Annotated in this window: 15 protein-coding genes, 1 tRNA gene and 2 pseudogenes; 9 read left to right on the forward strand and 9 right to left on the reverse strand. The window is 71.2% G+C overall.

Annotated elements, in window-relative coordinates; translation table 11 throughout:
- The 3 genes and pseudogenes from G6R24_RS08925 to G6R24_RS22170 form a co-directional block, all read left to right on the forward strand.
- Positions 1 to 196 (forward strand): hypothetical protein (locus G6R24_RS08925; protein WP_225438300.1); only part of this gene is annotated, 196 nt, incomplete at its 5' end.
- A pseudogene (locus G6R24_RS22165) lies at positions 193 to 474 on the forward strand (Arm DNA-binding domain-containing protein); the annotation flags it as partial. The gene G6R24_RS08925 and the pseudogene G6R24_RS22165, both read left to right, overlap by 4 nt.
- A 409-nt stretch (positions 475 to 883) precedes the next feature.
- Positions 884 to 1435 (forward strand): tyrosine-type recombinase/integrase, encoded by a 552-nt coding sequence (locus G6R24_RS22170; RefSeq protein ID WP_244957368.1) that lies wholly within the window; start codon positions 884 to 886, stop codon positions 1433 to 1435.
- A gap of 3 nt (positions 1436 to 1438) precedes the next feature.
- Here the strand turns inward: G6R24_RS22170 and G6R24_RS08935 are convergent.
- Positions 1439 to 1511, reverse strand: a tRNA-Ala gene (locus tag G6R24_RS08935).
- Between the two features lie 201 nt (positions 1512 to 1712).
- Positions 1713 to 2060: a molybdopterin oxidoreductase gene (locus G6R24_RS08940; protein WP_163548713.1), complete on the reverse strand. Its 348-nt coding sequence runs from the start codon at positions 2058 to 2060 to the stop codon at positions 1713 to 1715.
- Between the two features lie 167 nt (positions 2061 to 2227).
- On the opposite strand from G6R24_RS08940, the gene G6R24_RS08945 reads away from it, so the two are divergent.
- Together G6R24_RS08945 and G6R24_RS08950 are read left to right on the forward strand one after the other, a co-directional pair.
- Entirely contained in the window at positions 2228 to 3112 is an 885-nt protein-coding gene (locus G6R24_RS08945; RefSeq protein ID WP_163548714.1) for a maleylpyruvate isomerase N-terminal domain-containing protein, read from the forward strand.
- A 162-nt stretch (positions 3113 to 3274) separates the two neighbouring features.
- The gene (locus G6R24_RS08950; RefSeq protein WP_163548717.1) at positions 3275 to 4339 is read left to right on the forward strand and encodes an AAA family ATPase; all 1065 of its coding nucleotides are present in this window, start codon (positions 3275 to 3277) and stop codon (positions 4337 to 4339) included.
- 189 nt (positions 4340 to 4528) lie between these two features.
- Here G6R24_RS08950 and arfB read toward each other — a convergent pair whose 3' ends face one another.
- From arfB to G6R24_RS08965, 3 genes and pseudogenes are all read right to left on the reverse strand, one after another.
- Complete coding sequence (gene arfB / locus G6R24_RS08955; RefSeq protein WP_163548733.1) at positions 4529 to 4963, reverse strand: alternative ribosome rescue aminoacyl-tRNA hydrolase ArfB; 435 nt, start codon at positions 4961 to 4963, stop codon at positions 4529 to 4531.
- Positions 4964 to 5018: 55 nt separating this feature from the next.
- Positions 5019 to 5165 (reverse strand): DLW-39 family protein, encoded by a 147-nt coding sequence (locus G6R24_RS08960; protein WP_163548719.1) that lies wholly within the window; start codon positions 5163 to 5165, stop codon positions 5019 to 5021.
- A 115-nt stretch (positions 5166 to 5280) separates the two neighbouring features.
- Positions 5281 to 6071 (reverse strand): annotated as a pseudogene (locus tag G6R24_RS08965) (nuclease-related domain-containing protein).
- 400 nt (positions 6072 to 6471) lie between these two features.
- Here G6R24_RS08965 and egtA point away from each other — a divergent pair.
- The 4 genes from egtA (at position 6472) to egtD (ending at position 11491) form a co-directional block, all read left to right on the forward strand.
- Positions 6472 to 7968: an ergothioneine biosynthesis glutamate--cysteine ligase EgtA gene (gene egtA, locus G6R24_RS08970; RefSeq protein WP_163548721.1), complete on the forward strand. Its 1497-nt coding sequence runs from the start codon at positions 6472 to 6474 to the stop codon at positions 7966 to 7968.
- Between the two features lie 203 nt (positions 7969 to 8171).
- Positions 8172 to 9467 (forward strand): ergothioneine biosynthesis protein EgtB, encoded by a 1296-nt coding sequence (gene egtB, locus G6R24_RS08975; protein ID WP_163548723.1) that lies wholly within the window; start codon positions 8172 to 8174, stop codon positions 9465 to 9467.
- Positions 9468 to 9486: 19 nt separating this feature from the next.
- Positions 9487 to 10452 carry an ergothioneine biosynthesis protein EgtC gene (egtC, locus tag G6R24_RS08980; RefSeq protein ID WP_163548725.1) on the forward strand — a complete coding sequence of 322 codons (966 nt, stop codon included), beginning with the start codon at positions 9487 to 9489 and terminating at the stop codon, positions 10450 to 10452.
- Positions 10409 to 11491, forward strand: a complete 1083-nt coding sequence (gene egtD / locus G6R24_RS08985; protein WP_163548727.1) for an L-histidine N(alpha)-methyltransferase — start codon at positions 10409 to 10411, stop codon at positions 11489 to 11491. The genes egtC and egtD overlap by 44 nt, the downstream gene beginning before the upstream one ends.
- 110 nt (positions 11492 to 11601) lie before the next feature.
- On the opposite strand, the gene ilvD is transcribed toward egtD, so the two are convergent.
- The 4 genes from ilvD to dnaB form a co-directional block, all read right to left on the reverse strand.
- A complete protein-coding gene (gene ilvD, locus G6R24_RS08990) occupies positions 11602 to 13458 on the reverse strand; it encodes a dihydroxy-acid dehydratase (RefSeq protein ID WP_163548735.1) in 1857 nt (618 codons plus the stop codon).
- Positions 13459 to 13753: 295 nt separating this feature from the next.
- Positions 13754 to 14815, reverse strand: coding sequence for a hypothetical protein (locus tag G6R24_RS08995; RefSeq protein WP_163548729.1), 1062 nt, complete (start codon positions 14813 to 14815; stop codon positions 13754 to 13756).
- A gap of 28 nt (positions 14816 to 14843) precedes the next feature.
- Positions 14844 to 15203 carry an antibiotic biosynthesis monooxygenase family protein gene (locus tag G6R24_RS09000; protein ID WP_225438301.1) on the reverse strand — a complete coding sequence of 120 codons (360 nt, stop codon included), beginning with the start codon at positions 15201 to 15203 and terminating at the stop codon, positions 14844 to 14846.
- Between the two features lie 192 nt (positions 15204 to 15395).
- Entirely contained in the window at positions 15396 to 17984 is a 2589-nt protein-coding gene (dnaB, locus tag G6R24_RS09005) for a replicative DNA helicase (RefSeq protein WP_217451666.1), read from the reverse strand.
- Positions 17985 to 18513 lie beyond the last annotated feature (529 nt).

Below are 18513 nucleotides of genomic sequence, written 5' to 3' on the forward strand. Positions count from 1 at the left end.
CGACGTCGACATCGCCCGCCAACTCTCGATGCCACTGGCCGAAACCCGCGCGCTGCTACGCGCCGGGGCGATCCCCGCCCAACGAGTCCGGGGAGTGTGGACCACCACACAAGCCCGCCTGTCCGCCTGGGTCAACCGGCTACCCAACGCCGACCCCAACGACCCCACCGGACTCGACGAGGAAGACCAGCCATGAAGGGCAGCGTCTACAAGCGGCCGAACGGCTGGGAATACCGCCACGACCTCGACCCCGACCCATTGACCGGCAAGCGACGCACGACCTCGAAGGGAGGTTTCCCCCGCCGCACCGATGCCGAGAAGGCCATGCGCGAATCCATCACCGCGCAGGAGCAGGGGCGTCGGGTTGTCCGGTCGCGGCGCACGGTGTCGGTGTTTCTGGACGAGTGGGTCACGGCAATTCGTCCAGCGGTCCGCCCGGCGACCTGGTCGAAGTACCGGACCTACTGCGACAGCTACATCAAGCCCGTCATCGGTGACACCGCCCTCCAGGACCTGACCCCGGTTCGGATCAACCTCCTGTACGCCCACCTGCTGGCCGCAGGTCGGCGTCACCGCCGTGGGGCGCAAGGCGCGGGAGTGTCGCCGGCAACCGTGACCACGGTGCACCAGGTTTTCCACCGCGCGTTGGGCGATGCGGTGAAGTGGGACTACCTCAGCCGCAACCCTGCCGACAACGCGGAGCGGCCGAAGCTGGACCGCCGGGCGCCCACAGTGTGGACCCCGGACCAGTTGCGAACGTTCATCAAGCACGTCCGCAAGGACCGGCTGTACGCCCTGTACCTGCTGGCCATCACGACCGGGCTACGGCGCGGGCGCCCTGGTCGGTCTGCGGCGCCCCGACGTCGACCTCGACACCGGCACCGTGTCGTCCAGCCGGCCGCGCATCGTCGTCGACAACAAGGCGGTCGACGGAGAGCACAAGACCGACAGCGCGTACCGCCCGCTCGCACTCGACCCCGTCACGGCCGACGCGCTTCGGGCACACGTCGAACGCTGGGAGCGTGAGCGCGCCGACCTGAAGTTCACGACCGACCTTCTGTTCTGCTGGCCGGACGGGACCGGCATTCACCCGGACACGGTGACCGACTGGTTCCAGGGCCACGCCAAGGCTGCGGGGCTCCCCGTGATCCGGCTGCACGACGTCCGGCACAGCTACGCGACGGCCGCGCTCAAGTCCGGGGTGCATCCGAAGGTGGTCAGCGAACGACTCGGACACGCCAGCGTCGCGTTCACCCTGAGCGCCTACAGCCACGTCATGCCAGGGATGGACCGGGACGCCGCCGGGGCGATCGCTGACCTGATTCTCGGTGTCCCTGAACCGACTCAGGACCCCGACGTTCGCAAATCCGTACGCACGGACCCCGAAACGCCACTCACCGAGGACCGAAGGGAAGGCGAAACCCCTGGCCCGTAAGGGTGGAGACGCGGGGATTTGAACCCCGAACCCCTGCCTTGCAAAGGCAGTGCTCTGCCAATTGAGCTACGCCCCCTTAGCCGTACCGCCCGACCACCGCACCATCCCGCGCGACGCGGGAGAGCGCGATCCTCGGAGCGGAACGCCTCTACAGACTACGGCATCCGTCCAGCATCCCGGCCGATGGGCTTCGACGGGCCTGGGCCGGGACCGCGGTGGGCTGGGACCGCGGGTGGGCTGAGATCGCTGGTCGGCGAGGGTGGGGATCGGGGCGGGGTCAGAGTTCGACGATGCCCACGTCGAGGACGAGGGTGCCGGTGAGGCCTTCGGGGGCGGCCAGGTACAGGTCGACGCGGGTGGCGGGCGGGAGATCCTCGATGACGCGCAGCGGGATGTGCACCGAGGCGCGGGCGCCGATCGGGAAGTAGCGCATGGGGCGGCTGTCCCGTTGGAGGATCGCGCAGATCAGCTCGTCGGTGGAGTTGCCGCCGCGGAAGTACAGGGGCTGGGCGGTGGTGCCGTCTGGGACGACGTAGGTGAAGGTGGGGCCGAGGGAGAACGGGGTGGCCAGGCCGCGGCCCTCGAACGCGACGATGCCCTGGAGGAAGCGTGCGGTGGTGAACATGATCCGCCTCCCACCGGCTGTCCCGCGAACGTCGTCACGCCCAGGGTAGGTCACGGTGTCGGCCGTTCGGCCGGTCCCGTCGGTCACACGCCGGGGCGGACCACTGATCTTCCCCGGTACGGCGTTTTCGTCTGGCGTCGGCTGGCGGAAGGGGGGACGGTGGTGCTATGGCTGCCCCCACCTCCTACCGTCCTGACCGACCCTCCGACGGCCGACCGGCCGATCCGAGCAGGCCGACCGACCTGGCGGACCCTGGTCCGGTGCAGGAGTCCGGTGTCGCCGCGGCGTTGGCGGCGGCGGGGCCGGGCGCGGGGCCCGCGGGCTCGGGGTATCGACCCTCGGTCGTCCCGCATGATCTGCTGGCGGGGGTGACGGCGGCCCACCGTCGGCTCGTGGATCTGCTCGCGAACGTCGAGGACGAGGTGTTGCGGCGGCCGTGCGGGCTGCCGGGGTGGAGTGTGGCGCATCTGCTCACGCATCTGGCCCGTAACGCCGAGGGCCATGCGGGGATGGTGGAGGCCGCGTCCGCTGGCGGGGTCGGCGATCAGTATCCGGGTGGGCAGGCGCAGCGCGACGGCGACATCGAGGCCGGACGGGATGTGCCCGCCGCGGTCGCCCGGGTGGCGATCGCGGATTCGGTGGCTCGCCTGGAGCGGGCGTGGGACGCGGTCACCGTCGACGGCTGGCGGACCGGGTACGGCAGGGTGAGTTCGTACGGCGTCACATCGCTGGCCGATCTGCTCTTCCTGCGGTGGCGCGAGGTCGAGGTGCACCTGGTCGACCTGGAGCTGGCCGACCGCGGTGGACCCCGCTGGATGGATCTCGACGCGCCGTACCTCGACCTCGAATGGGCCTGGACGGTGCGTGGCCTGCCCGACCGGGTGCCGCCGGAGTACACCGTGCTGCTGGCACCGGGTGATCGGCCGTCCACCGCGGTGGGACGTGGGGAGCGGCTGGTCATCGTGGACGCCCCGACCGTCCCGGCGCTGGCCTGGTTGACGGGCCGCGAGCGCGGTGCCGACGGTTGGCCGTCCCTCGGGCCCTGGGCGTGAGGCGCGTGGCGCCGGCGAGTAGTCGGGCGGGCGAGTAGCGACACATCGGGTGCGCCCGGCGATCGGGTGAACCACGGCGGGCGAGAGAATGCCCGCCGTGTCGGACAATACGGACAACCTTCGGGTAGCCCCGCGTCACGAGCGCGACCGGCGGGTCGCCGCGTGATCACGATGGCGCTGTTCAACAACAAGGGTGGCGTCGGCAAGACCACCCTGGCCTACCATCTCGCGCACATGCTGCAACGGATGGGCCACCGGGTACTCGCCGTCGATCTTGACCCGCAGGCCAACCTCACCGCGCAGTTCCTCGACGAGGAGGAGCTGACCATCCTGTGGGGCGAGCCGGAGGACACCGCGTCCTCGGCACCGAAACCCTTCGACCTCGACACGCGCACCCCCCGCACGAACCGGCACTCCGGCACGATGGCCAGCGCCATCGCGCCGATCATGGAGGGCGTCGGCGACGTCGACCTGATCACGCCGGTGACCATCGAGGACGGTCTGTGGCTGCTGCCGGGGGACGTCGAACTCAGCGTGTTCGAGAACCGGCTGTCCGCCGCCTGGCCGAACAGCTTCCTCGGCAAGGATGTCGCAGCCCTGCGCACCACCACCGCGCTGCACCGCGCCATCGAGAACGGTGCCCGCGCGGTCGGCGCCGAGATCGTGCTGATCGACGTCGGCCCCAACCTGGGTGCGATCAACCGCGCGGCGTTACTGTCCGCGGACACCGTCCTCATGCCGATCGCCGCCGACCTGTTCTCCCTGCGCGGTCTGCGTAACCTCGGCCCGACCCTGCGGGACTGGCGTTCGACCTGGCAGGGGACCGTGCTGCCGAAGGTCCCCGAGCGGATCGCGGCGCCACGCGGCCTGATGATGCCGATCGGCTACATCGTGATGCAGCCGCCCACCCGCGCCGACCGGCCCGCGAAATCCCACGACCGGTGGCTCGACCGCATCCCCGAGGTCTTCTCGACCTCGGTGCTGGGCGCCGGTCATCCCGACGCGCACGACCGGTCCTTCGAGATCGCCACCATGCGCAACTACGCCAACCTGGTCCCACTCGCCCACGACGCCCGCAAGCCCATGTTCGAGCTGCGCGCCGGTGACGGCGCCCTCGGCGGCACCCAGACCGCCGTCCGCCGCTGCTACACCGACTTCCGCGACCTGGCCCTCAAGGTCCGCGCCCGCCTCGCCTACATCGACCCCACCCTGCGCATCCCCACCTGACCCGCGCCGACCCGCGCCGGCCACCTGACCTGCGTCGGCGTCCCCCCTGACCCGCGCCGACCCGCGCCGGCCACCTGACCTGCGTCGGCGTCCCCCCTGACCCGCGCCGACCCGCGCCGGCCACCTGACCTGCGTCGGCGTCCCCCCTGACCCGCGCTGATCCGCGCTGACCTGGGCCGGGGTGCTCGGTCAGTCGTGTGGTGGGGCGGAGCGGCGATCCCGCTTGGTCGCGGAACGCTGCTTCTTGGCCTTCAGGCGACGTTCGACGGAGCCGCGGGACGGCTTGGTCGCCCGGCGCGGCCGCGGCGGGCGGGAGGTCGCGGTGCGCAGGGCGTCCACCAGGCGTTCGAGGGCGGCCTCGCGGTTACGCAGCTGCGAACGGTGTTCGCTGGCGACGACGGTGAGGACCCCGCCGTGCAACCGGCCGGCGAGCCGGATCAGGGCACGTTCGCGGGCCACCTCCGGGATGGACGGCGAGCCGGCGACGTCGAAGGCCAGTTCGACCCGCGAGTCGGAGGTGTTGACCGACTGGCCCCCGGGCCCGGACGAACGCGAGTAGCGCCAGTTCAGCTCATCCGCGGGCAGCACGAACCCCGGTTGAATCGAGATCTCCCGGGGCAGCATGCCATTCATGGTGCCCGACCCGGGGCCATCCGTCAGCTGACTTACGACCGGATGGTCAGTGCGGGGTCGCGGCGGTACCGGCGGTGGAGGTGGCCTCGCGCCACAGGTCGATCTCCTCGCCGCCACGGGAGCGCCGCCGGGCGGCGGTCAGGGCCGCACCGGCTCCTGCCAGCAGCGCCAGCACCGTCACCTTGCGCGCCATGTCGACTCCCCTCGTCCGGCCCGCCATCGGCCGCCTGCGGCCGTGGGCGCCACTGTTCGCGACGTCCTCCACGGTATCCCGCCCATCCCGGAAGACACGTCCAAGCAGCGGATTCTCAGCGTCGAAGCAGGCCGCGCAGCCGGGAGCGCGCCGGCCAGGACCGCGGCGGACTGGTCACCTCGTAGGCGGGAAAGGCGCGTTCGGCGACGTCCACCAGCATCGCGACGTCGATCGGACGCAGGACAACCCCGGCGGAAAGGACATAGTCGGCCACACCGGACGCGGGTAGCAGCAGGACGCCGTCGATCAGGGCGAGCCCGGCCGGCACCTCGGCCCGGGCGAATCCGACCACCGGCTGCACCTCGAGCTGCCAACCCGCCGGTAGTTCGCCGAGCAGTTGGGCGGTGGCCTCCTCGCCCATCCACGCGACCAGGCCCAACATGGCCCGAAGGGGCACCTTGCCAGCCCAGACGCCGGCGGCGTTCTGCCGGACGGGGCCCTCGTGGGCGTCGGTCTCGATCACCCACGCGCCGGACGGACCGATCACCAGATGGTCGATGTTGCTCGCCGAATCCGCCAGGGCCCGGTCGTGCAGCACCGTGTAGCCGGCGCGGACCAGGCGGTCGAGCGCCCGGGCGGTGCTGCGTTCGGCCTCGGCGTCCTGGCGCCACGCCTCGATCTCGGGTGGGGTCCGCAGGAACCGCACCGCCGCGACCACCCCGACGACCAGCGCCGCGACGACGCCGAGCTGGGCGGCCACCCCCGTGGGCAGCCCGACGAGGGCGCAGAGCACCACCAGACCAGGACCGCCGCCACGGCGATGCCGCCCGCGACGACGCAGAAACGCCGCCGGTGGTCGGCCCGCTCGGCGCAGTACAACTCCCGGCGCCGCAGGTACTCGGCCATGGCCGAACGTCCCGCTGACTGTCGGTCGGACACGTCCGCGGTCACCACCTCCCGGCGCCGTCTCGACGCCGCTGGGTTCGGCGCTTGTCTCCGGTCCGGAACCGGGCCGGCTCGCAGGCGATTACGCCACGCAACCGGCTTGTGGGCCATCCCGGGCACCATTCCATCGAATGCACAACACCGACAGGGTCATAACGCCAGAGTCGTGACAGGGTCAGGGTGTGGAATATGCGAGAGAGAACCACGTTGAACCCACATCTATACCACCCGTCGCCAAGGTCGCCGAGACGACACCGCGTGGCCCACTCGGATAGTCGGCGCTGTCGATGGGGAGGAGACAACCCAACAACCACCGTCGAGCGCGGCGCCGACGGTCGCCGCACCCCGAAGGAGCCGCAGGATGCCAGGTCACGCGCCATCTCGGGCGGCGGGCAACGAGGACATCGCACCGCATCACCACGGTCCGGTCGACCCCACCGTCCCGCTCGGTGACGAACCGCTCGACCGTGCCGGGGTTGTCTCCTTTGCACTCGCCTGCGTGACGCCGCCCACCGCTTCCCGCGAAGAACGGGACGAGACGGTGGGAATCGAGACCGAGTGGTTCGTGGTCGACCGTCGGGCCGTCGACCGTCCCGTCCCACCGGAACGCACCGGACGTGCCCTCGCCGCGATCGCCCACGCGCCGGCCGACACCGCGCAGGACACCGGCGATGCCGGCGGCAAGGGCAGCCCCGGTGACGCGGGGGGCGCGGATCTCGTCGGAACGGTGCTGCCAGGTGGCAGCCGACTCACCTTCGAACCTGGTGGCCAGCTGGAGTTGTCCGGCCCGCCGGCGGCGCTGTCCGCGGCCCTCGCGGCGACCGCCACCGACCTGCGGCTGGTCCGCGCCGCCCTGGCGCAGGACGGCCTCGCCCTGATCGGCATGGGCACCGATCCGTTGCGTGCCGGGATCTGTCAGACCACCGCGTCCCGCTACGCGGCGATGGGTGATCACTTCCGGGCCGGCGGTGGCGCGGCCGGGGAAGCGATGATGTTCTCGACGGCGTCCGTCCAGGTCAACCTGGACCTTGGGGCGGACCCGGTCGACGCCGAGCGGCGTTTCCAGCTCGCCCACACCGTCGGACCGGTGCTGACAGCCATGTTCGCCGCCTCACCCGCGCTCGCCGGGCGGCGCACCAGCTGGCACTGCACCCGGCAGTCGATCTGGGCCGGTATCGACGCCAGCCGCACCGGTTCCGTGCTCGACGTACCCCCCGACACCGACTCCGGTCTCGCCGCCCGCTGGGCCCGCTACCTGCTGGCCGCCCCGCTGATGATGACCGCGATCCCGGGCCGGCGGGACGCCGACGGTCACCGGGTGGACCATGAGGAGCACTTCGTCGCGTCCACCGCGGGCCACACCTTCGCCGACTGGCTCGACGGGCACGGTCCCGTCGACCGTCCACCCACGGTGGACGACCTCCGCTACCACGCGACGACCCTGTTCCCGCCGGTCCGGCCGCGGGGCTGGTGGGAGATCCGTTACCTGGACGCGCAGCCGGGGGACGGCTGGCAGGTGGCGGTGGCGGTGACCACGGCGTTGCTCACCGACCCGGTCGCCAGCGTCGGCGCGGCCGTGGCCTGCGAACCGGTGACCCGACACTGGTCGGCCGCCGCGACGGTCGCGATGGGCGACCCGGCGCTGGCCCGGGCCGGCGCCGACTGTCTGGCCCTCGCCACGGACGCCCTGCGCCGCGCCGGCTCCACCGAGGAGCTCCTCGGTGCCGTCGAACGATTCGCCCAGCGGTACACGCTGCGCGGCCGCTGCCCGGCGGACGACCTGTCCGAGCGGCTGGCCCAGAACGGCCCGGCCGGTCTGCTGCGGGAGGAGGCCCAGTCGTGCGTCCCGGCCGCCTGACCGAACACCCCTCCGAACCCGACCTGCACGACCTGCACGACCCCGACCACACCCCCGAACCGCGAGGCTCCGAACCGCGAGGCTCCGAACCGCGAGGCTCCGAACCGCGAGGCTCTGAGGCGCGAGGCTCTGAGGCGCGAGGCTCTGAGGCGCGCGACCCCGAGCCGCGCGACCCCGAGCCGCGGACGCGGGTAGTCAGCGAGTTGGAGGCGGTCCGGCGGCGTTCGCTCGCGTACACCGACGTCGACGAGGACGAGCTCGTCCGCCAGCATTCGCCGTTGATGTCGCCCCTGGTCTGGGATCTGGCGCATATCGGCAACTACGAGGATCTCTGGCTGGTCCGGGCGCTCGGCCAGGCGGCCGCGACCCGGCCGGGCCTCGACGGCGTCTACGACGCGTTCCGCCACGACCGGGCCAGCCGGGCCCGCCTGTCCCTGCTCGGCCCGGAGGGTTCCCGGGCCTACCTGCGTGAGGTCCGCGCCCGCGCGTTCGAGCTGCTCGACCACCTCGACCCGGCGCTGGCGCACGGCGGCGACGACACCCGGGCGAGGCTGCTGACCGGCGGGTTCGTCTACGGCATGGTCATCCAGCACGAACATCAGCACGACGAGACGATGCTGGCCACCCACCAGCTGCGGATCGGCGCCGCGCTGCTCGCCGCGGGCCTGCCGGCACCGCCGGGTCGGCCGGTGGCGCGACGCGAGGTGCTGGTGCCGGCGGGACCGTTCACCTTCGGCACCAGCGACGATCCCTGGGCGTACGACAACGAACGCCCCGCCCACCGGGTGGACCTGCCCGCGTTCTGGATCGACACCCTCCCGGTCAGCAACCGCGCGCAGCTCGCCTTCCTCGAGGCCGGCGGCTACGACGACGAACGGCTGTGGTCGAGCGCCGGATGGGACTGGCGTCAGCGGGAGGGACTCACCGCCCCGGCGTTCTGGTGGCGCGACGGCGACACCTGGTTACGGCGTCGGCTCGGCCATGTCGAACCGGTGCCCCTGGACGAGCCCGTCCAACATGTGTGCTGGTACGAGGCCGAGGCACACGCCCGCTGGGCCGGTCGACGGCTACCCACCGAAGCCGAGTGGGAGAAGGCCGCCGCCCACGACCCGGCAACCGGACGTTCACACCGCTATCCATGGGGTGATACCGCGCCGACTCCGGACCGTGCCAACCTGGGGCATCGCACGAGCGGCCCCGCACCGTTGGGGGCCTACCCCGCGGGTGCGAGTCCCTGCGGAGCCGAGCAGATGATCGGGGACGTGTGGGAATGGACGGCCAGCGGCTTCACGCCCCACCCGGGTTTCCGCTCCCATCCCTACCGCGAGTACAGCGAGGTCTTCTTCCCGAAGGACGGGGAGTCGTCCGCGTTCCGGGTCCTGCGCGGTGGCAGTTGGGCGACCGGCGCACCGGCCTGCCGGGCCACCTTCCGCAACTGGGACTACCCGATCCGGCGCCAGATCTTCGCCGGTTTCCGGTTGGCCCGCGACGCCGACTGACGACCCGAGGGAGCCGACGGTGTGTCGTCATCTCGCCTGGATCGGTGCTGCCCGCACGCTCGCCGAACTCACGATGGCACGGCCGCACGGCCTGCTGCGTCAGTCCTGGGCGCCGCGGCGGATGCGGCATGGCACGATCAACGCCGACGGTTACGGTGTCGGCTGGTACGCCCCGCGGCTACGCGCCGGGCCGGCCCGCTACCGCCGAGCGGTTCCGATGTGGACGGACGCCTCCTACGCGTCGATGGCCGGGGTGATCGCCTCGGGTTGCGTGCTGGCCGCCGTGCGCAGCGCGAGCGTCGGCATGCCGGTCGAGGAGTCCGCGACCGCTCCCTTCACCGACGGCACCCGGCTGCTCAGTCACAACGGCCGGGTGGACGCCGCCGCCGTCCGCGCCCTGCTCGCGCGGCATCCCGAGGCGCCCGCACCCGATTCCGCCTGCGATTCGGCGCTGCTGGCCGCGCTGGTCTGGGAGCATGCCGCACGTCAGCCCCTGGCCGACGCCGTCGCCCGGGTGGTGACCGCCCTCGGCGACGCCGGCCTCGCCGACTCCCGCCCCGGCGCCCTACGCCCCTGGGCCGGCGACTGGACGACCCCGCCCCCAGATCCAGCCCCAACAGCTCCGCCGGGCCCGCCGGCCGCACCGGCGGCCTCCGGGTCACCGCGATCAGATGGAGCAGACCGGCCGCCAGCGGCTCGCCTCAATCTGGTGGTAACCGATGGAACCCAGCTCGTCGCGACCGCCTGGGGAGAGACCCTCGTCTATCGGATCGAGAAGGACGGTGTCCTCGTCGCGAGTGAGCCGGATGACGATGGGGCAGGCTGGATCGAGGTTCCCGACCACTACCTATTGGTGGCCGACACGCGCAAAGTCACTCTTCGTAGCTTGACCAGCGGAGATGGCTACTGTGGGTTGCACACCGTCGATGGAGGACGCCACGATGACACCGAGCACTCCGACGACCGCCCCCGCCGGGACGGCTGAGCCCGTGGACTCGACCACTGTTCCACGTGAATCCGTCACCGCTGGCCCCGGTCTGACCGTGCAACGGCACGTCCGCGAGAACGACCGGATCTCCGCACTCTCCCGTGACGTCCTCACCGGGTTGTCGTCCCCGCCGCGCACCCTCCCGCCGAAGTGGTTCTACGACGCCCACGGCGGCCTCCTCTTCGAGGAGATCACCCGGCTGCCGGAGTACTACCCCACCCGGTGTGAACGGGCGATCCTCGAGCTGCATGCCGCCGACATCGCCGCCGCCAGCCCGGTGGACACCCTGATCGAACTCGGCTCCGGCAGTTCGGCGAAGACCCGACTGCTCCTGGACGCGCTGCGCGACGCCGGCACCCTGCGCCGCTTCGTCCCCTTCGATGTGGACGAGACGTCGCTGACCAGCGCGGGGGAGGCGATCCTCGCCGACTATCCGGGGCTGTCCGTGCAGGCCGTGGTCGGCGATTTCGAACGGCACCTGGCGCAGCTGCCCACCGGCGGGCGCCGCCTCATCGCCTTCCTCGGTGGCACCATCGGCAATCTGCATCCCGCGGGCCGCCACAAGTTCCTGACCGCGCTGCGCGACCAGGCGGGGCCCGGCGACGCGCTGCTGCTCGGTACCGACCTGGTCAAGGACCCGGATCGGCTGGTAGCCGCCTACGACGACGGTGCCGGCGTGACCGCCGCGTTCAACCGCAACATCCTCACGGTGATCAACCGCGAGCTCGATGCGGACTTCGACATCCGCGGCTTCGCGCACATCGCGGTGTGGAACGCCGCCGACTCGTGGATCGAGATGCGGCTGCGCGCCGTGCGCGACCAGCGGGTCACCATCAGGGCGCTGAAGCTCAGCATCGACTTCACCCGGGGCGAGGATGTGCTGACCGAGATCAGCGCCAAGTTCGTCCCGGCGGGCCTGGACGCCGAGCTCCAGCAGGCCGGCTGGGCGTGCGCGGCCCGGTGGACCGACCCCGACGGCGCCTTCGCGCTCACCCTCGCCACCCCGGCCTCGCCACCCGCCGCCGCCGCGATCTGACCGGCCGGCCACGGCTCCCCGCACCGGACCTGCCCGGGCACTCGCCGACTCGTTCGGCCTGCCGGCCTGGTGGGGCCCGCCTGACCGGGCGGGCCCCACCAGGATCAGGATCAGCCGAGCAGGGAGACGTCCCGTGCGGCCCCGGTCGAGGCGGAGGTGGCCATGGCCGCGTAGGCACGCAGCGCCGCGGAGACCGGCCGCTCCCGGCCCACCGGCCGGTAGCCACCGGCGGCTTCCTGCTCGGTTCGCCGCCGGGCCAGTTCCTCGTTCGACACCAGCAGTTCCAGGCGCCGCGTCGGGATGTCGATCTCGATGATGTCGCCATCGCGGACCAGGGCGATCGTGCCGCCGTGCGCCGCCTCCGGCGAGACGTGCCCGATCGACAGGCCCGAACTCCCGCCGGAGAACCGCCCGTCCGTGATCAGCGCGCACTTCGGACCGAGGCCACGGCCCTTCAGGAACGCCGTCGGATACAGCATCTCCTGCATGCCCGGACCGCCTCGGGGCCCCTCGTAGCGGACGATGATGACGTCACCGGCCTTGACCCGCTTGGTCAGGATCGCGTCGACCGCGTCCTCCTGACTTTCGACGACCAGCGCCGGGCCGCGGAACGTCCACTGGCTTTCGTCGACCCCGGCGGTCTTCACCACGGCGCCGTCGACGGCGAGGTTGCCGAACAGCACCGCGAGGCCGCCCTCGGACGAATAGGCGTGCTCGACCGAGCGGATGCAGCCGTTCTCGGCGTCGGTGTCGAGGGACTCCCAGCGGTTCGTCGAGCTGAACGGCTCGATCGTGCGCACCCCGCCGGGAGCGGCGTGGAACAGCTCGATCGCGTCCGGCGACGGATTCGCCCCGCGGATGTCCCAGCGGTCGAGGAACTCACGCAGGTTCGCCGCGTGCACCGAGTGGGTGTTCGGGTCGACCAGGCCGGCCCGGTCGAGTTCACCGAGGATGGCCGGGATTCCGCCGGCCCGGTGGACGTCCTCCATGTGGTAGAGCGTGGAGCTGGGGGCCACCTTGGACAGACACGGCACGCGCCGGGAGATCTCGTCGATGTCGGCGAGCGTGACACCGACACCGACACCGGCCTCGACCGCGGCGGCGAGCAGGTGCAGCACGGTGTTCGTCGACCCGCCCATGGCCACATCCACGGCGAAGGCGTTGCGGAACGCCGCCACGGACGCGATCGATCGCGGCAGGACAGCCTCGTCGTCCTTCTCGTAGTACCGCCGGGCCAGATCGACGATCACCCGGCCGGCCTCGAGGAACAGCTCGCGCCGCGCCGCCGACGTGGCCAGGGTCGACCCGTTGCCCGGCAGTGACAGTCCGATGGCCTCGGTCAGGCAGTTCATCGAGTTCGCGGTGAACATGCCCGAACACGAGCCGCAGGTCGGGCAGGCCGACCGCTCGATCGACGACAGGTCGTCGTCGGAGACATCCGGGCTGACCGCCGCCGACATCGCCGTGATCAGGTCGACCTTCGCCCGCGCCGTGCCCCCGGAGATCACCGCGTTGCCGGATTCCATCGCGCCGCCGGAGACGAACACCGTGGGAATGTTGAGCCGCATCGCCGCGAGCAGCATCCCGGGCGTGATCTTGTCGCAGTTGGAGATGCAGACCAGCGCGTCCGCGCAGTGCGCGTTCACCATGTACTCGACGCTGTCCGCGATCAGCTCCCGGGACGGCAGCGAGTACAGCATCCCGCCGTGCCCCATCGCGATTCCGTCGTCCACCGCGATCGTGTTGAACTCACGCGCCACCCCGCCGGACTCCGCCACGGCGCCGGCCACCAGCTGACCGAGGTTGCGCAGGTGCACATGCCCCGGGACGAACTCGGTGAAGCTGTTCGCTACCGCGATGATCGGCTTACCGAAGTCGTCGTCGGTCATGCCGGTCGCCCGCCACAGGGCACGGGCACCAGCCATGTTCCGGCCGTGCGTGGTCGTTCGGGAACGCAGTGCAGGCATCTCGACCTCGGGCATCACATCGGCAACGGGCATCACCCCGACCAACACCGACCAGGGCCGACAGCCACGGGCCACCGGCCACGTCGCGCGATGGTCCGGATCGGCCGCTGACGCGGTCATGGATGATGACCCGACGGTACGCCACATGGCGGACGTGACGACGCGACCCGCCATCACGTCGCCGCACGCCCCTGACAGATTTTCCGGGACCAGCGATCCCGTTGGCCTGTTCCTGCGACGACCCGCGTGGACGGATCCTGCTTCGGACCGGTTGCGGAGTAAGGCGGTGGCGGCGTCAGTCGTCCGGGTCCATCGGATCCGGCGGCGGCGTGCCACCAGCCCCGTCGGGCGGGGGAGCCGCGAAGGGATAGCCGGCGATCCGCCGTCCGGACCCGCGACCGTCGGCGGCCGGCCCGGGTCCGGCGCCGGGATCGCTCTGGCCGGCGGACGTTCCCTCATCCTTGCCGGGTTCGCGGCGCTCCCCGCTCGGGCTTCGAGACGAGGGACCGCCGGGTCGCCGCGGGTCGGGAGCGGCGGGCAGCGCATCAAAGTCGGGCAGAAAGTCCGGGATCTCCGGAATCTCGTCGAGTGGCGGCAGCTCCGGGGCCGGCTCGACGCCCGCCGGCCGGGATTCCCCGGACCCTGTGGACGCGTTCTCGTGCGTCTCCGAGCCGCCGCGATCAGCGGCCCCTGCTCCATGCCCGGACGGCCGTCCCGCTCCGTCCGCCGGGCCGGGCGAGCTGGCCTGCCCCGGGGGCAGCGCCTGACCTGGGGGCACGGTCTGACCCGGAAAACCACCGGTCCCGGGCTGGCCTCCGTAACCCGGCTGGCCCGTGAATCCTGGTTGACCCGCCGGGTAGCCGGGATAACCCGGCGGCCCGCTCTGCCCCGGATAACCGGGCTGACCTGGGAAGCCAGGCTGACCCGGATAACCAGACTGACCCGGGAAGCCAGGCTGGCCCGGATAGCCAGGCTGACCTGTCGGGAAGCCGGCCTGCCCAGGGAAGCCGGGCTGACCTGGATAGCCGACGGGCCCCGCCTGGCCGGGCTGCTGTTGTCCGGCGGCCTTGCGCTGATCGGAGGGCGGCCGACGCCGACGCCACTGGTCGCGGATCACCCAGACAAGCCCGAGTGAGGCGACCGTGCCGGCGAAGGGACCCACCGAGTGGACGGCGAAGATCTGGTAGATGCTCAGCAGGAAGGTGGCGACATAGCCGGTGACGAAGAAGGCGAACGGCCGGATGCGGAACTCGCGGATACGGTCGCGCATCAGGATCGCCGGGAACAGCCAGATACCGAAACCGATGATCGCCGCCATCATCGGCGCGACGACCAGAAAGCCGAAGAAGTTCGCCATGGTCAGGGGCCGGTCCGGTCAGCCGAGATCAGGACGGATCCGGTCGGACGTCGGCGAAGTGCGCGACATCCGGCGGCGCGGCGAAGTACGGCCCGAGGGCCGCCCGCCACCGGACGAACGACTCGGACTCCCGAAAGTTCACCAGGTGCGCGTCGAGGGTGTCCCATTCGACGAACAACACGAAGGTCGACGGCGACTCGACACCACGGGTCATCCGGGCGCCGCGGCAGCCGGAGGTGCTCAGCAGCTCGGACCGCACCTGCCCGAAGGCGACCTCGAAGGCCCGCTCGGTGCCGGGTCGGATCGCGAACCGGGCGACCTCGAGCACGGCCGACGTGGCCGGTGGCGGGGAGTCCTGCACGGCCGCGCCGCTCGCGTCGTCACTCACCTGGCATCTCCTCGCGTCCCACGGTCGGGCCGGTGGCCTGGCCGGCCACCCAGGTCATGGTGCGTCCAGTGTGTCACCGCGGCGGCGGCCAGTGGGCACCACGGCGGACATCCGGGCACAACCGGCAGCGACCCGACCGGTGAGCCGGGCAGGCAGGCGCGACCGGAACCCGGCCGGGCCGGCGGGGCCGCGTCAGTTGGCCATGTCGACGAAGCGGGAGTAGTGCCCCTGGAAGGCGACGGTGACGGTGCCGGTCGGGCCGTTACGGTGCTTGGCGATGATCAGATCAGCCTCGCCGGCGCGGGCGGATTCCTTCTCCACCGCGTCCTCCCGGTAGAGCAGGATGACCGCGTCGGCGTCCTGCTCGAGGCTGCCGGACTCGCGCAGGTCGGAGACCTGGGGGCGTTTGTCGGCGCGCTGCTCGGAGGCACGGTTGAGCTGCGAGATGGCGACGACCGGCACCTCGAGCTCCTTGGCCAGCAGCTTCAGCGACCGGGAGATCTCGCTGACCTCCTGCTGGCGGCTTTCGACCTTCTTCGGCGACGACATGAGCTGCAGGTAGTCGAGGATGACCAGACGCAGATCGTTGCGCTGCTTGAGCCGGCGGGCCTTGGCGCGGATCTCCATCATCGTCAGGTGCGGGCTGTCGTCGATGAACAGCGGCGCCTCGGCCACCTCACCCATCCGACGGGCCAGGCGACCCCAGTCCTCCTCGGTGAGCCGACCGGTGCGGATGTTCTGCAGCGACACCCGCGCCTCGGCGGAGAGCAGCCGCATGGTGATCTCCATGCGGCTCATCTCCAACGAGAAGATGACCGAGGTCATCCCGTTCTTGATCGACGCCGCGCGGGCGAAATCGAGACCCAGAGTCGAGTTGTGCGTCGGAATACAGGCCTCACCCGCCAGGTAGAGATGCTCCGCGTTATCGACCTCGACACAGCGGACCGGCACTGACGGGATCGGCCGGACGGCTGTGATGTAGCGCAGCCCGCCCCCCGGAAAACCGGTCGGCTGCAGCCGCTGTGCCTTGCGGGCCAGCCGAAAGACCTGGTCCTGAGGCGCAAAATTGATCGAATAACAGGTGGAACTCGCCTCCGAGCTACCCCGCACCCGCCTGGTCGAGATGGTGGCCCGGTATCCCAGCGAAAGGATGAGTTCACGGACATCTCGGGCAAGTCGCGCGCTGGTCGACGCGTACTGGGCAGTCGATCCGTTGGCTGACATGGTGCCGTCGGTGTCCAGCAGGCCGGCCAGAAGATCGCGCCGCTGCTGCTCTGAGGCCCGCAGGTAGGAAGCCGGAATGTGCTTGTTTCCCAGCACGCCCAACGAACGCAGCCGGGCCTGCACTGTTCCGCCCCGCGCATGGCAGGAGCGGCAACGCGGACCATAGCTTGTGATGCGCCCACCGCAGTCCACGCACGCACGAGGTGCCAGCGGCTCCGCGAGGAAGCGCAGTTTGCCACCGCAGGACTGGCCACAGGTGCGTACCTGCGGCATCGCGTTGCTGAAGGCACGGCCACACACCATGCACGTCCGCTCCTGCGGCGACGCTCGACGACGTTGCAGCCCGTATCGATACCTGGCCGTGGTGCTGGCTGGCACGTCATAACCACGCCGTTGGATCTCCGCGGGAATCTCGGGATCCGCGGAGGTCAGCGTGGCCGCGGCGGACGTGCCATCACCGAGCCACGCCCCGAGCAGGTAGGGGTCCAGCGGGAGCTCGACAGCCGGCAGCTGAAAAGGACGGGCGTTGCGCACCGCGTGGTTGGCTCGACCATCCGCCGTCTGGCAACGGAGGGTGCGTGCGATCTCTTCCGTCGTGACCGGCCGGGTGAGAGTTCGGACCTGGCCGCCAGATCGATCCGCGATGACGCGACGGCGATCCGCCCTCGTCTCGGTGATCCACTGGTGCTGGGCGTCAGCCACGATCACGGACCCGTCGGAGAACTCGACCTCGTAGCAGGGCCGGCCGTGCATCACCTCGGTGGCGGCCACAACCCGCGTTGGCCGGCCATCGGCGCCGATCAGCTGGTCACCGACGGCCACGCGGCCCATCGTCGTCCAACCACTCGGCGTGGGTAGCGGTGTCTCGAGCGCCAACGCCTTGCCCACGGCCGGGCGGGCCGCGACGATCCACAGCTGGCCGCCGTGCAGGCCGTTGGTGAGCTCGTCGAGGTCGGTGAAACCGGTCGGCACACCGGTGAGCGAGCCCTCGTGCCCCGCGATCGACTCGATCTCCTCCAGGGCGGGGTTGAGCAGGTCGCCCAGCGGGAGATAGTCATCGTTCGTGCGCCGCTCGGTGACCTCGTAGACGGCGGCCTGGGCCCGGTCGACGACATCGCTGACGTCGGGCGCGGCACCGAAGGCGAGCTGCACGATGCGGGTGCCGGCCTCGGCGAGGCGGCGCAGGATCGCCTGTTCACCGACGATGCGGGCGTAGTAACCGGCGTTCGCCGCGGTGGGCACGCTGGAGATCAGCGTGTGCAGATAACCCGGGCCGCCGACGCGCTCCAGCATGTCGCGGCGGCCGAGTTCGGCCGCCGCGCTGATCACGTCGGCCGGCTCGCCGCGGCCGTAGAGATCACCGATGACCTCGTAGATGAGACCGTGCGCCGGGCGGTAGAAATCCGTCATCCGCAGGACCTCGACGACGTCGGCGATCGCGTCCTTCGACAGCAGCATGCCGCCGAGCACGCTCTGCTCGGCGGGGAGGTCGTGCGGCGGGGTCCGGTCGAACTCCGCGGGACCGCCCGCGCCGCGCGAGATCTCGGTGACGCTCACGAGGCCCCCTCCCGAATCGACCGGGCCAGTCGGCCCCGATCTGACCGCACCCATGCATCGAACATATGTTCGTATACTCTGGGGAGGTGGTCAACCTGGCACGCCGAGCGGTGTGTCAGGGCCTGACCCTACGGATCGCAGCCACCACCGCCAAAGAGTTATCCACAGGGCCTTGTGGATAAGATGTGGACAACGGGCCGGATCCTGGGGAGAAGCTCGGGACAGTTGGTGCGTAACTGTGGACAACGATCCCCGCAAGGTGGCGGAAGTCCAGCTACACCGCGCACCTTCCGCGCCGGACATGTGGATAACAATCCATGGAAAAATTTTCGGGCGAGCGCGGCCCAAACGCCGCTGACCTCCCCCGAACTCCCCGATCTCTCCCCGCAACGTGGAACTCCCCCGGGGCCGCACCGGCGCGGTGCGGCCCCGGGGGAGTTCGCTGGTGCCTGTGCGTCGGACCCCCACGTGCGGGGGCCCGACGGCGAAACCGTCGCCGGGCCCTGTGGACAACAGAGCCAGGCAGCCG

It is taken from the genome of Candidatus Frankia nodulisporulans, from assembly GCF_902806475.1.
GTDB classification, from domain to species: Bacteria; Actinomycetota; Actinomycetes; order Frankiales; family Frankiaceae; genus Frankia; species Frankia umida.

Coding starts and splice junctions, on each gene's coding strand:
- G6R24_RS08940 (WP_163548713.1), bottom strand. CDS start 2,060: ATGTTCACCACCGCACGCTTCCTCCAGGGCATCGTCGCGTTCGAGGGC.
- G6R24_RS08945 (WP_163548714.1), top strand. CDS start 2,228: ATGGCTGCCCCCACCTCCTACCGTCCTGACCGACCCTCCGACGGCCGA.
- arfB (WP_163548733.1), bottom strand. CDS start 4,963: ATGCTGCCCCGGGAGATCTCGATTCAACCGGGGTTCGTGCTGCCCGCG.
- G6R24_RS08960 (WP_163548719.1), bottom strand. CDS start 5,165: ATGGCGCGCAAGGTGACGGTGCTGGCGCTGCTGGCAGGAGCCGGTGCG.
- egtA (WP_163548721.1), top strand. CDS start 6,472: ATGCCAGGTCACGCGCCATCTCGGGCGGCGGGCAACGAGGACATCGCA.
- egtD (WP_163548727.1), top strand. CDS start 10,409: ATGACACCGAGCACTCCGACGACCGCCCCCGCCGGGACGGCTGAGCCC.
- ilvD (WP_163548735.1), bottom strand. CDS start 13,458: ATGCCTGCACTGCGTTCCCGAACGACCACGCACGGCCGGAACATGGCT.
- G6R24_RS08995 (WP_163548729.1), bottom strand. CDS start 14,815: ATGGCGAACTTCTTCGGCTTTCTGGTCGTCGCGCCGATGATGGCGGCG.